We start from the raw sequence: 11,780 nt of genomic DNA, 5'->3' as shown, positions 1-11,780 counted from the left end.
GAGTTGCAGGGCCTTCGTGCTGGTGCACCCCCTGGGACTCGAACCCAGAACCCACTGATTAAGAGTCAGTTGCTCTGCCGATTGAGCTAGAGGTGCAGGCTGTTCGCAGTGAAGCGAACCGAGGAGAAACGTTACCCCACTTCGCGTCGTCGCGCCAATCGAGGCCCCCGGCGCGTCGTATCCTGGAGCCGTGACCCCCACCACACCGGATCTGACAGCGCCTTCTGCAGACGCCCTGACCGACGACCTGGCATTCGCACTCCGGTTGGCAGACGCCGCCGACGCGGTGAGCATGGCCCGCTTCGACGCGGCCGACCTCGACGTGCGCCTGAAAGCGGACGCGTCGCACGTCACCGAGGCAGACCTCGCCACAGAACGCGCCATCCGCGACATGCTGGCCGCCGAGCGCCCGGACGACGGCGTGCTGGGCGAGGAGTATGGCGCCACCGGCGACGCACGACGCCAGTGGATCATCGACCCGATCGACGGCACCGCGAACTACCTCAAGGGCATCCCGATGTGGGCGACCCTGATCGCGCTGTCCGTGGATGGCACGCCTCGCGTCGGCGTCGTCAGTCAGCCGGCCATCGGTCGTCGCTGGTGGGCCGCGACAGGGCACGGGGCGTGGACGAACGTCCCGGGCGAGACGACGCCGCGGTCACTCTCGGTCTCGTCGATCGACGACCTCGCGCAGGCGAGCATCAGCTTCCAGAGCATCCACCAGTGGGATGAAGTCGGCCGGGGCGAACAGCTCCTCGCACTCTCGCGCCGAGTCTGGCGCGATCGTGGCTACGGCGACGCGTGGCCCTACATGCTCCTCGCCGAAGGACGGCTCGAGTTCGTCGCCGAGTTCGGTGTCAAGGAGTACGACCTGGCCGCCCACGTGCCCATCGTCACCGAGGCAGGGGGACGCTTCACCGACATCGACGGCGCTGAGACCCTGTCGACGCGCTCATCGCTCGCGACCAACGGCATCCTGCACGACACCTTCCTCGAGATGCTCGCTCACGAGGGCGGTCGCGCATGACCCGGCGGCACGCATCCCTCGTCCTGGCGACCGGCTCGGCCCTGGCTCTGACGTTCCTGACCGGCTGCTCCGCACCCGAACCGACGGAGACCGCGCCGCCGGAAGCCGCCCCCTCCTCTCCCGTCGCGACGCCAGAGGCCACCGCCTCGGAGCCGGCGCTCCCGGACCCGACCTGCGAGAACATCATCCGAGAGGCCAGCCTCGAAGAGCTGCAGTCGCAGGGCTGGGAGTACCAGCAGGGCCCGTTCATGATCGGCGAGATGCAGATCGACGCGGGCGTCTCCTGCACCTGGACGAACGCGGCCGAACCTGGCGGGAACATCCTCCAGTTCGGCTGGGCACCGCTGACAGCCGCCGAGACCTCAGACGCCGAGCGCGCCCTTGTTTCGGAAGGCTGGATCCGCGAAGAGGGCGACGGCGGGGTCTACATCACCGAAGATCCGGCGTTCGCGCTGAACATCGACGGCGACGGATACGGCGTCACATACTTCTTCGGCGAAGGCTATGCCCAGGTCGCCGATGTGAAGCAGGGCCTCGTCGTCATCGAGCGACGTTGATGGGAGAGCTTCACGCCGTCGGTGTCGCCGACGATCTGGCGGGCCGTATCCGCGACGCCGAACGCGACCTGCTCACCAGTGCCGTCCGGCAGGACGCGCGCCGCCTCCGCGAGCTCATCCACCCGGACTTCACCGAGATCGGCCGGTCCGGCCGCCTATGGACGCGCTCCGACCTTCTCGTCGAGCTCCTGGAGGAGGCGACCCGCGACACTCCGCATACGGACGAGTGGGTCATCCAGCGCCTCGACGTGGACACGGTGCTCGTGACATACCGGCTCATCGCCGGTACCCGGATCAGCCGGCATTCGTCGGTCTGGGCCACCTCGGGTGACGCCCTCGCGCTGCGCTTCCACCAGGGCACCGAACAGTCGGCTGCCGACGCACGTCCGTAGCCTCGCGCATAGAGTCTGCGGCCCGCGAGGTCAAGCACCTGCGTCGAGGGGGCACCCACGTGCACAATCGAGGCATGCCTGCACTTGCGATCATCCTCATCATCATCGGCATCGCGTTGCTGTTCACGGGAATCTTCGTCGAAGCGGTGAAGTTCCTGCTCTTCATCGGCATCGCGCTGATCATCATCGCGGTCATCGCCTGGCTCATGCGTTCGATTCGCAACAAGACCTGAGACCGCACGTATCAGCGAAAGCCCCTGCGCCTCAACCGAGGTCGGGGGCTTTCGCTTGCGCCGACAGCATCACTCGGGACCGTCGTCGTGTGCGGCAGCGCCGTCACGACGGGCCCTGACGACGCCGATCAGTGTCGCGACCCAGAACACCAGCAGCACGCCGAACAGCACCGCGAGCACCATCGTGAATGCACCGCCGTCACCGCGCGCGACGGACCAGACGTTCATGGCGAGCAGGCCGGCGGCCACCACAATCTGGACGATCAACAGCCACAGCCGCGATCCCGACCACGTCCTCACGTTGTCCCGCCAGTACGCCATGCCCCGAACGTAGCGCACGACGGTGTCGGCTCGACATAGCAGAAGCCCCCGATCCCCTGTTTCCAGGGGGATCGGGGGCTTCACAGTGTGACAGCGGCAGTGGTGGAGATGGGGGGAATCGAACCCCCGTCCATCGCTGAGATACGGCGTCTTCTCCGGGCGCAGTCTGTAGAGGCGTTCTGCTCGGCCCCGACTTTCAGTACAGACACATAAGTCGACGGGCCCAGTCCGGGAAGAGTCCCGCGTGACGTCCGGACGCCGTCGCGCAGCAAGATCCCTAGATGACGCCAGGGTCCGTGGCGGGATCACACACGGTCTGACGGACTATCGGGCTCGCTTACGCAGCGAGGGCGAAGTCAGTGCGCTTGGATTCGGCACTTATAGTTTTGCAGAGATCGTTAACGAGATAACCCTGCATCCTCGGCCCGCTTCTCGCCGACACACAGGCGATGTCGAAACCGATCATCCCCATGAGCCTTCGGTCGAAGGGCCGCTGTCACACTGTGGACTTACCAAACCGGATGCCGCAGCACCCGAGCACTACAGACTACAACCGATCGGCGCCCCACGCCATTCCCACCCTTCGCGCCTAGAGTCGGAGCATGGCAGACATCCTCATCTCCGTCCGCGGCGAGGCCGAGCGACGCGTCTCGCCCGAGGTCGCGATCGTCTCCGCCGCCGCCTCCGCCGACGGTCCTCAACGGACCGCCGTCGTCTCCCGGGCGACCGCGACGATCGCACCCCTGCGCACGCGCCTCGAGGAGCTCACACGAGCGCGCGTCGTCTCGAGCTGGTCGAGCGGGTCCGTCTCGACCTGGTCCGACCGGCCGTGGAACCCCGAGGGGAACCAGCTCGCGCCCGTGCATCACGCGACGATCGACCTCGTGGCCACATTCGACGACTTCGTCGCGCTCGCGGAATGGGTGTCTCTGCTCTCCGACGACGAAGGGATGCGCGTCTCGAACGTCGAGTGGCAGCTCTCCCCCGCGACACGGGCGACGATCGAACGCGAGGTCGCGACCTCCGCCGTCGGCGTCGCTGTGGCACGCGCCTCGGCGTACGCGACCGCGCTCGGTCACGGCACGGTCGAGCCTGTCGAGATCGCCGATGTCGGGCTCCTCAGCGGCGCCGATGCTCCGCCTGCCGCGCCGATGTTCGCGCGAGCGGCGACGATGTCAGCCGACGCGTCGTCCGGGGGCATCGAGCTCCGGCCCGCTGAGATCGTCGTGACCGCCGCGGTCGAGGCGCGCTTCCGCGCCCGTTGACGACCGGACGGCGAAGCGGGATACCGCTACTCGCCGAGTCGGTTGCGGGTGCGCATCGCCCGCTCCGCCTCGCGCTTGTCCTCGCGCTCGCGGATGGTCTGTCGCTTCTCGAACTCGCGCTTACCCTTCGCGACCGCAATCTCGACCTTCGCCCGGCCGTCCGAGAAGTACAGCCGTAGCGGTACGAGGGTGTACCCCCCGGCGCTGACCGCGTGCGAGAGCTTGATGATCTCCTCTTTGTGGAGCAGCAGCTTTCGCGTGCGTTTGGTCGCGTGGTTCGTCCAGTGACCCTGCGAGTACTCCGGAATGTGCACGGCATCGAGGTAGGCCTGACCGTTGTCGATGTAGGCGTAGCCGTCGGTGAGGTTCGCGCGGCCCTGCCGCAGCGACTTCACCTCGGTGCCGGTGAGCACGAGACCCGCCTCGTACGTCTTCTCGATCGCGTAGTCGTGTCGGGCGCGCTTATTGCTCGCCACGAGCTTCTCGCCCTGTTCCTTCGGCATGACGCGCCTCCTTCCTGGTGCACTGGCGCAGCCCTACAGTCTAGGGGTACGGCGACGCGCGGGCGACGCGGCGGGGTTCGGCCTCAGGCGCGCAGCCACCGTCTGATCGCGAACCCGGCCGAGACGGCGGCCAGCACGACGCCGATCACGATGACAGCCGGAACCACCAGCGCGACGTCGCCCAGGTTCACCCAGGTCGTCACGAAGTCGATCTGCGACGACAGGTAGTCGCCGACTCCGACCTGCACCATCGCGATGATCGCGACGCTCGCGAGAGCCGATCCGATCAGCGCCGCGAACACCCCCTCGAGGATGAAGGGCGTCTGGATGAACCGGTTGGAGGCTCCCACGAGCCGCATGATGCCGAGCTCCCGCCGCCGCGCATAAGCCGACAGCCGGATGGTCGTCGCGATGAGGAGCACCGCAGCGATCAGCATCAGACCGGCGATGCCGACCGCGATGTATGTGGCGACGGTGAGCGCCGAGAACAAGGGGTCGAGATACTGCAGCTGGTTCGCGACCTCCTCGACTCCGTCGAAGTCTTTGAACGCCTCGCTGATGACGTCGCTCTGCGACGGGTCGGCGAGGTTGACCCAGTAGGTGTTGTTCAGCTGCTCGGGGCTGACGAACTCGGCGTAGTCCTCCCCCATGAGCGAGAGGACGTTGTCGTACGCCTCCTGACTCGTCTCGAACCGCACATCGCGCACGACGCTCTGCAACGCGGGCGAGGCCAGCCTCTCGGCGACCGCCGCGATCTGCTCCTCGGTCGCGGGACCGTCGGCGCAGTTCTGCACCGTCGCTTCCTCACGGCACATGTAGACGGCGACCTGCGCACGCTCGGACCAGTAGTCCTTCGTCTTGCTGATCTGCATCTGCATGAGCATCGCCGCACCCACGAAGGTGAGCGAGACGAAGGTCACGAGGACGACGGAGATCACCATCGACGCGTTGCGGCGCAGGCCCGTCAGAGCCTCGCCGAGGATCAGGCCGACTCTCATGACGTGGGCCCCACTTCGTCGCTGCGATCGTCGCGATCGCCGAGTCCGAGCTTCTTGGCGACGTCGGGCAGTCCGAGGCCGGCAAGATCGATGTCGGGGGCGACGATCGGGATGGCCCGCGTCTCCCCGACCGGCGGCGGCGGCTCCGCCGGCGCCTCGGGCTCGTCGGGCACCGGGACGTGCGCGGTGGGCGGGGTCTCGGCGATCTCACGCTGCAGCTCCAGAACCGCCGTGAGAGCAGCGACCGCGGCGGCGCCGCGCACCGGCTCGGGAGCCAGGCTCGGGAGTGCCGAGGTGTCGCCGTACCCGCCGCCGACCTCGTCGCGGACCATGACGCCACCGCTCAGCTCGATCACGCGGCGCTGCATCTGGTCGACGAAGCCGGCCTCGTGCGTGGCCATCACGACCGTCGTGCCGTTGGCGTTGATCCGGGCGAGCAGCTGCATGATGTCGACGGATGTCGCGGGGTCGAGGTTTCCGGTGGGCTCGTCGGCCAGGAGCACCTGCGGCCGGTTGACGATCGCGCGCGCGATGGCGACGCGCTGCTGCTCTCCGCCCGAGAGCTCGTGCGGCAGCCGCTTCTCCTTGCCCGCGAGGCCGACGAGCGCGAGCGCCTCCGGAACGGCCTGCGAGATGAAAGCGCGAGACGAGCCGATCACCTGGAGGGTGAAGGCCACGTTCTGGAAGACGGTCTTGTTGGGCAGCAGCCGGAAGTCTTGGAAGACCGCGCCGATGTGGCGACGGAAGTAGGGCACCTTGCGCGTCGACAGGCCGCGCAGGTCGCGGCCGAGCACGACCACGCGCCCCTCGGAGGCGACATCCTCGCGCAGGATCATCCGCAGACACGACGACTTGCCGGATCCGGAAGCGCCGACGAGGAAGACGAACTCGCCGCGCTGGATCTCGAAGTCGACGTCGCTGAGCGCGGGCTTCGAGGTGCCGCGATACCGCTTGCTGACGTGTTCGAACCGGATCATGACTCGATGAGCCTAAGCGGCTCCCCCGCACAACCACGCCGCGACACCCGCGCGCCGCGGCATCCGCGCCTCAGCACTCGATCAGGCGTCGTCGTCCTTGCGCTTGCGCCACCGGATGCCCGCGGCGATGAACCCGTCGAGATCGCCGTCGAAGACGGTCGACGGGTTGCCGACCTCGTGGCCGGTCCGCAGGTCCTTCACGAGCTGCTGGCCGTAGAGGAAGTAGGAGCGCATCTGGTCACCCCAGCTCGCGGTGATGGTGCCCGCGAGCTCCTTCTTCTTCGCCGCCTCTTCTTCGCGCTGCAGCAGCATGAGTCGGGTCTGCAGAACACGCATGGCCGCTGCGCGGTTCTGGATCTGCGACTTCTCGTTCTGCATCGACACGACGATGCCGGTGGGGATGTGGGTGATGCGCACGGCCGAGTCGGTGGTGTTGACCGACTGCCCACCGGGGCCGGACGAGCGGAAGACGTCGACGCGGATGTCGTTCTCGGGGACGTCGACCTCGACGGCCTCCTCCATCACCGGGATGACCTCGACGGCGGCGAAGCTCGTCTGGCGCTTGTCCGCCGACCCGAACGGGCTGATGCGCGCGAGACGGTGCGTACCGGCTTCGACAGACAGCGTGCCGTACGCGTAGGGCGCGTCGACCTCGAACGTGGCCGACTTGATCCCCGCACCCTCGGCGTACGAGGTGTCCATGACCTTCACGGGGTACTTGTGGCGCTCGGCCCAGCGCAGGTACATGCGCAGCAGCATGTCGGCGAAATCAGTGGCGTCGTCGCCTCCCGCGCCCGAACGGATCGTCACGACCGCCGCACGGTCGTCGTACTCGCCGTCGAGCAGGGTCTGCACCTCGAGCTGGCCGATGACCTCTTCGAGCTGCTTGAGCTCCTTGCGCGCCTCCTCAGCCGATTCCTCATCGTCCATCTCGATCGCGAGCTCGACGAGGACATCGAGGTCGTCGAGTCGGCGCTCGACCTCGGTGACGCGCTTGAGCTCGGCCTGGCGGTGGCTGAGGGCGCTGGTGACCTTCTGAGCCTTCTCGACGTCATCCCAGAGATCGGGCGCGCCGGCCTCCTCGGAGAGGCGGGCGATCTCGGCCCGGAGAGCCTCGACGTCGACCACCGCCTGGATGTCGGCGAACGTGGAGCGCAGGGCCTGGATGTCGGCGGAGATATCGAATTCGAGCATGGCACTCCAGAGTATCGTGGAAGCAATGGGAGCCAGCGACGAGAACGAACCGATCCGCCGCGTTCTCTGGCGCCTCGCCCCGATGATCTACGGCCCGACGACCCTGTTCGGTCTCGGCGAGGGCGCCGTCATCCCCCTCATCCCGGTCATCGCCGCCGAGCTGGGCGCCGACGTCGCCACCTCGGCGCTCGTCGCCGCCGCACTCGTGGTGGGACAGCTGTGCGGCAATCTGCCCGCTGGGTGGGCCGTCGCCCGCATCGGCGAGCGGGCCACCATGATCATCGCCGGGCTGCTCGCCCTCGTCGGTGTCGGGGCTATGGCCTTCGCCCCGGTGCTGGGGGTGTTCGCGGCATCCGTCTTCCTCATCGGCATCTGCGCGGCCGCCTTCGGAGTCGCCCGTCACGCGTTCATGACCACCCGCGTGCCGCTCACATTCCGCGCTCGGGCCCTGTCGCTGCTCGGCGGCAGCTTCCGCCTCGGCATGTTCGTCGGACCCTTCATCGCCGCTGCGCTGCTGTGGGCGTTCGGCGACGAGCACGCCACGATCTGGTTCTTCGGCGTCTGCCTCGTCGCGATGATCGCGCTGGTCGCCTTCGGGCCCGAACCCGAGAAGCGGCTGGGACCGCCGCCCGCCATCGCACGGACCGTCGAGGGCGAAGCGATCACGACGGCGCCCGTCCGGACGCGCCGCGTCCCCGGCACCGGTGTCGTCCGCACCGCTTGGCGCAATCGCGACGTGCTCGCGCGGCTCGGCGTCGCCGCCGCGTCGCTGTCGGCGTTGCGATCCACGCGCCAGGTGCTGCTGCCGCTGTGGGGCGTCGCGATCGGACTGGACGGCTCGACGATCGCACTCGTCGTGGGCGTCTCGGGAGCCATCGACTTCGCGCTCTTCTACGCCAGCGGTCAGGTCATGGACCGCTTCGGCCGCCTGTGGGCGGCTCTCCCCGCCATGCTGCTCATGAGCGCGGGCCTCATCGCGCTGGCACTCACGTCGGCCAGCGCGCAGCCCGAGCTCTGGTTCGCGCTCTTCGCCGCCGTGCTCGGTGTCGGCAACGGACTTTCGAGCGGCATCCTCCTCACGCTCGGAGCGGATGTCGCGCCGACGGCGAACCCGGCCCCGTTCCTCGGCTCCTGGCGCACGCTCACCGACGCGGGCGGTGCCGCCGCCCCGCTGCTGGTCTCCGGGATCACGGCTGTCGCCTCGCTGCCGGTGGCAGCCGGTGTCATGGGCGTATTCGGTCTCGTCGGCGCGTTGGGGTTCATCCGGTGGGTTCCCCGTTTCGTCCCCCGCTCCCGGATCAGCCGTGATCCCGAGGGCCCGGAGGGCGGCCCCGACGACCGGGACGACCCCGCGTAGCGTGCTCGTCGTGCGCAGATTCGCGGAGGCCGGCTCGGCCATCCTGATCGCCGCCCTTCTCTCCGGCTCCGCTGTCGGCATCCCCGGGCACGGGGATGCGAAGAGGGATGTCGCCGAGTCAGCTCACGCCGTGGGCGTCACGCTGCCGCCGGTCGGCGGAAAGCCGGACTACCAGCTGGGCGGAGCGTACCCGCCCGGCGAGGCCGTGGAGATCGTCGGCCGCGACCGCACAGCGGAGCCCGCGCCGGACCGTTACTCGATCTGCTACGTCAACGGGTTCCAGACGCAGCCGGCAGAACGCGACCTGTGGGATGACGATCTGCTCGTGACGGTGGACGGCGAGCCCCTCATCGATCCGGACTGGCCCGACGAGGTGCTGATCGATTCATCGACGGCCGACAAACGCGAGCGCATCCTCGCCCTGGTCGCCCCCTGGATCCGCGGCTGCGCCGAGTCCGGGTTCGACGCGGTCGAGTTCGACAACCTCGATTCGTTCACGCGCTCCGAAGGCATGCTCGACATCGACGGCAATCTCGCTCTCGCCGCCGCCTACGTCGACATCGCCCACGATGCGGGTCTCGCCGCGGGTCAGAAGAACGCCGCGGACTTCGCTCACCAGCTCCGCGACGAGGCAGGCTTCGACTTCGCCGTCGTCGAGGAATGCGCCGCGTATCTCGAGTGCTCCCGCTACACCGAGGTCTATGGCGAGGCCGTCGTCGACATCGAGTACACCGACAATCTTCCGCGCACCTGGGACGAGATGTGCGCCGATCCGGAGACCCCGCTTTCGGTCGTGCTGCGCGATCGGGGCCTGACGGTGGAAGGCTACCCTGAGCATGTAGCGACGCATTGCTGAGGCGAATCTTGGTCTGAACGTCGTTCCTGGCGCAACCCGTTTCAGGTTGCGACCGGGGGCTGACAGCGTTGCTCTCGACCGAGGGAGATCGATGGTCTTCGAGACGACGTTGGGCCGCGAGGGGACGCGGCGGGATGCGGCGCGCCAGTCGAAGAAGTCGTCGAGACGTCTCGCACTGATCCGCCTGGTGGTTCTGCTCGCAGCGATCTCCGGTGTGAACTACATCGTCTGGCGCTGGCTCGCCTCGGTGAACTGGGAGGCGTGGTGGATCGCCGTGCCCCTCGTGCTCGCCGAGACGTACAGCCTGATCGATTCGCTCATCTTCGCCGTCGGCGCCTGGCGGCTGCGCGAACGCCACGATGCGCCGCCGCTGACACGCGAGGTCACGGTCGACGTCCTCGTCACCACGTACAACGAGCCGCTCGACCTCGTCATGCGCACGGCGCGCGCCGCGCAGGCGATCAGCTACCCGCACGAGACCTGGATCCTCGACGACGGCGACCGGCCCGAGCTTCGCCGTCTCGCCGAGGCGGAGGGCATCGGCGTCGTCACCCGGTCGCAGGCATGGCGTGACCGGCCGCGCCACGCGAAGGCCGGGAACATCAACAACGCCCTCATGGTCACGGAGGGCGAGTTCCTGCTCATCCTCGACGCCGACCAGGTGCCCTCGCCGAAGATCCTCGATCGCACGCTCGGCTGGTTCATGGACGACAAAGTCGCCCTCGTCCAGACGCCGCAGTGGTTCGTCAACGTTCCACCCAGTGACCCGCTCGGCAGCCAGGCGCCGTTGTTCTACGGCCCGATCCAGCAGTCGAAGGACGGGTGGAACGCGGCGTTCTTCTGCGGATCGAACGCGATCCTCCGCCGCGAGGCACTGATGCAGCTCGGGGTTTCACGCTACGTCGACGAAGTCACGCTCGCCGTCAACCGCGGCGTGCGATCCTCCCGTCGCGTTCTCGCACGCGCCCGCCGGGATCACGGATCGGACCCGCGCATCGCGGCCGCCCTCGACACCGTCGCGGACGCCCTCGATCAGGTGAAGGTCGAGATCGCGCGCGGCGATGCCCTCGCGGATGTGACCTACGCGTTCCAGAGCCGCATCGACCGGGTGCGTCGCGAGCTGAGCGATCAGGACGTCTCCGACGTCCGCGAGGAGTTGCGCGCTCTCGCCGAGCTCACCGCCGACACCGAGGCCCTCGCCGTCATCGATGAGGTCACTCTCGACGCTCTGGGCGATCGGAGCCTCTCTCCGCTGGCTGCGCTCGAGTCGATCAGCATGCTCGTCTCGGCGTTCGATGTCGGGCGCGACGAAGAGGCCCAGGCGATCATGCCCCTCGCGACCATCTCGGTCACGGAGGACATGGCGACCTCGATGCGGCTGCACGGCCTGGGCTGGAAGTCGGTGTACCACGACGAGGTGCTGGCCGAGGGTCTCGCCCCCGAGGATCTGCCGACGATGCTGACGCAGCGGCTGCGATGGGCTCAGGGCACCATGCAGGTGATGTTCCGCGAGAACCCCCTCGTGCAGCGCAGCCTCAGCTGGGGCCAGCGGATCATGTACTTCGGCACGATGTGGAGCTACCTGGCCGGCTTCGCCGGCATCGTCTACATCGCCGCGCCCGTGCTCTACCTGACGTTCGGCGTCATGCCCGTGCAGGCGTGGAGCGTCGACTTCTTCGCGCGCTTCATCCCCTTCTTCCTCCTGAACCAGCTGCTCTTCCTCGTCGTCGCCAACGGACGCCCGACCTGGCGCGGTGCCCAGTACTCGCTCGCGCTCTTCCCCGTCTGGATCCGCTCCGTGACGACGGCGTTCGCGAACGTCTACCGCGGTCGAGCCTTGGGGTTCGCCGTCACCCCGAAGACGCGCGCCGCCGAGGACAGCCCGCGATGGGACCTCGTGAAACCGCAGCTGATCGCGATGGCTGCGCTCGTCCTGTCGCTCGTCGCCGTCGCCATCCGGTACGCCGTCGGGCAGGCGCAGGGCATCGCGCCCCTCATCAACATCGTCTGGGTGCTGTACGACCTCATGGTCTTCAGCATCATCATCCGCGCCGTGCTGTACCGACCACCGGCTCACCTGGAACTGAAGGAGACCTGACC

The 11,780-nt window shown here is 68.1% G+C and carries 13 protein-coding genes, 1 tRNA gene and 1 other RNA gene; 8 read left to right on the top strand and 7 right to left on the bottom strand.

Translation table 11 applies throughout. From position 1 onward, the window contains the following. Positions 1-20: 20 nt before the first annotated feature. Positions 21-96: transfer RNA gene (locus VC184_RS06705), tRNA-Lys, on the bottom strand. 94 nt (positions 97-190) lie between these two features. Here VC184_RS06705 and VC184_RS06700 point away from each other — a divergent pair. The 4 genes from VC184_RS06700 (at position 191) to VC184_RS06685 (ending at position 2,209) form a co-directional block, all read left to right on the top strand. Further along, positions 191-1,027, top strand: a complete 837-nt coding sequence (locus VC184_RS06700) for an inositol monophosphatase family protein (protein ID WP_323987594.1) — start codon at positions 191-193, stop codon at positions 1,025-1,027. After that, positions 1,024-1,584 carry a hypothetical protein gene (locus tag VC184_RS06695; RefSeq protein WP_323987593.1) on the top strand — a complete coding sequence of 187 codons (561 nt, stop codon included), beginning with the start codon at positions 1,024-1,026 and terminating at the stop codon, positions 1,582-1,584. Before VC184_RS06700 ends, VC184_RS06695 begins: the two co-directional genes overlap by 4 nt. Beyond that, entirely contained in the window at positions 1,584-1,976 is a 393-nt protein-coding gene (locus tag VC184_RS06690) for a nuclear transport factor 2 family protein (protein ID WP_112614378.1), read from the top strand. The genes VC184_RS06695 and VC184_RS06690 overlap by 1 nt, the downstream gene beginning before the upstream one ends. A gap of 74 nt (positions 1,977-2,050) precedes the next feature. After that, positions 2,051-2,209, top strand: coding sequence for a hypothetical protein (locus VC184_RS06685; RefSeq protein ID WP_269266462.1), 159 nt, complete (start codon positions 2,051-2,053; stop codon positions 2,207-2,209). Between the two features lie 69 nt (positions 2,210-2,278). On the opposite strand, the gene VC184_RS06680 is transcribed toward VC184_RS06685, so the two are convergent. Both VC184_RS06680 and ssrA read right to left on the bottom strand, forming a co-directional pair. After that, the gene (locus VC184_RS06680; protein ID WP_323987591.1) at positions 2,279-2,530 is read right to left on the bottom strand and encodes a hypothetical protein; all 252 of its coding nucleotides are present in this window, start codon (positions 2,528-2,530) and stop codon (positions 2,279-2,281) included. 100 nt (positions 2,531-2,630) lie between these two features. Continuing rightward, positions 2,631-3,000: a transfer-messenger RNA gene (gene ssrA, locus VC184_RS06675) on the bottom strand. A gap of 132 nt (positions 3,001-3,132) precedes the next feature. Between ssrA and VC184_RS06670 the strand changes: the two genes are divergently transcribed. Then, positions 3,133-3,795: an SIMPL domain-containing protein gene (locus VC184_RS06670; protein ID WP_323987590.1), complete on the top strand. Its 663-nt coding sequence runs from the start codon at positions 3,133-3,135 to the stop codon at positions 3,793-3,795. Between the two features lie 26 nt (positions 3,796-3,821). Here VC184_RS06670 and smpB read toward each other — a convergent pair whose 3' ends face one another. The 4 genes from smpB to prfB form a co-directional block, all read right to left on the bottom strand. Continuing rightward, the gene (gene smpB, locus VC184_RS06665; RefSeq protein ID WP_112614374.1) at positions 3,822-4,298 is read right to left on the bottom strand and encodes an SsrA-binding protein SmpB; all 477 of its coding nucleotides are present in this window, start codon (positions 4,296-4,298) and stop codon (positions 3,822-3,824) included. 83 nt (positions 4,299-4,381) lie between these two features. Continuing rightward, a complete protein-coding gene (ftsX, locus tag VC184_RS06660) occupies positions 4,382-5,296 on the bottom strand; it encodes a permease-like cell division protein FtsX (RefSeq protein ID WP_274177761.1) in 915 nt (304 codons plus the stop codon). After that, positions 5,293-6,273, bottom strand: coding sequence for a cell division ATP-binding protein FtsE (gene ftsE, locus VC184_RS06655; RefSeq protein ID WP_023951105.1), 981 nt, complete (start codon positions 6,271-6,273; stop codon positions 5,293-5,295). Before ftsE ends, ftsX begins: the two co-directional genes overlap by 4 nt. Positions 6,274-6,354: 81 nt before the next feature. Beyond that, complete coding sequence (gene prfB / locus VC184_RS06650) at positions 6,355-7,467, bottom strand: peptide chain release factor 2 (RefSeq protein ID WP_023951108.1); 1,113 nt, start codon at positions 7,465-7,467, stop codon at positions 6,355-6,357. 25 nt (positions 7,468-7,492) lie between these two features. Between prfB and VC184_RS06645 the strand changes: the two genes are divergently transcribed. The 3 genes from VC184_RS06645 to VC184_RS06635 all read left to right on the top strand — a co-directional run bounded on the left by VC184_RS06645 (position 7,493) and on the right by VC184_RS06635 (position 11,778). Beyond that, positions 7,493-8,824, top strand: coding sequence for an MFS transporter (locus tag VC184_RS06645; protein WP_323987734.1), 1,332 nt, complete (start codon positions 7,493-7,495; stop codon positions 8,822-8,824). A gap of 10 nt (positions 8,825-8,834) precedes the next feature. Then, the gene (locus tag VC184_RS06640) at positions 8,835-9,680 is read left to right on the top strand and encodes an endo alpha-1,4 polygalactosaminidase (protein ID WP_323987587.1); all 846 of its coding nucleotides are present in this window, start codon (positions 8,835-8,837) and stop codon (positions 9,678-9,680) included. Positions 9,681-9,771: 91 nt separating this feature from the next. After that, positions 9,772-11,778 carry a glycosyltransferase family 2 protein gene (locus VC184_RS06635; RefSeq protein ID WP_274177759.1) on the top strand — a complete coding sequence of 669 codons (2,007 nt, stop codon included), beginning with the start codon at positions 9,772-9,774 and terminating at the stop codon, positions 11,776-11,778. Positions 11,779-11,780 lie beyond the last annotated feature (2 nt).

It is taken from the genome of Microbacterium plantarum (assembly GCF_035231185.1).
Lineage (GTDB): Bacteria > Actinomycetota > Actinomycetes > Actinomycetales > Microbacteriaceae > Microbacterium > Microbacterium plantarum.
The sequence above is the reverse complement of the archived record's forward strand: the minus strand, read 5'-3'. Positions and strand labels throughout refer to the sequence as shown.

Coding starts and splice junctions, on each gene's coding strand:
- VC184_RS06695 (WP_323987593.1), top strand. CDS start 1,024: ATGACCCGGCGGCACGCATCCCTCGTCCTGGCGACCGGCTCGGCCCTG.
- VC184_RS06690 (WP_112614378.1), top strand. CDS start 1,584: ATGGGAGAGCTTCACGCCGTCGGTGTCGCCGACGATCTGGCGGGCCGT.
- VC184_RS06685 (WP_269266462.1), top strand. CDS start 2,051: ATGCCTGCACTTGCGATCATCCTCATCATCATCGGCATCGCGTTGCTG.
- VC184_RS06680 (WP_323987591.1), bottom strand. CDS start 2,530: ATGGCGTACTGGCGGGACAACGTGAGGACGTGGTCGGGATCGCGGCTG.
- VC184_RS06670 (WP_323987590.1), top strand. CDS start 3,133: ATGGCAGACATCCTCATCTCCGTCCGCGGCGAGGCCGAGCGACGCGTC.
- smpB (WP_112614374.1), bottom strand. CDS start 4,298: ATGCCGAAGGAACAGGGCGAGAAGCTCGTGGCGAGCAATAAGCGCGCC.
- ftsX (WP_274177761.1), bottom strand. CDS start 5,296: ATGAGAGTCGGCCTGATCCTCGGCGAGGCTCTGACGGGCCTGCGCCGC.
- ftsE (WP_023951105.1), bottom strand. CDS start 6,273: ATGATCCGGTTCGAACACGTCAGCAAGCGGTATCGCGGCACCTCGAAG.
- prfB (WP_023951108.1), bottom strand. CDS start 7,467: ATGCTCGAATTCGATATCTCCGCCGACATCCAGGCCCTGCGCTCCACG.
- VC184_RS06645 (WP_323987734.1), top strand. CDS start 7,493: ATGGGAGCCAGCGACGAGAACGAACCGATCCGCCGCGTTCTCTGGCGC.
- VC184_RS06635 (WP_274177759.1), top strand. CDS start 9,772: ATGGTCTTCGAGACGACGTTGGGCCGCGAGGGGACGCGGCGGGATGCG.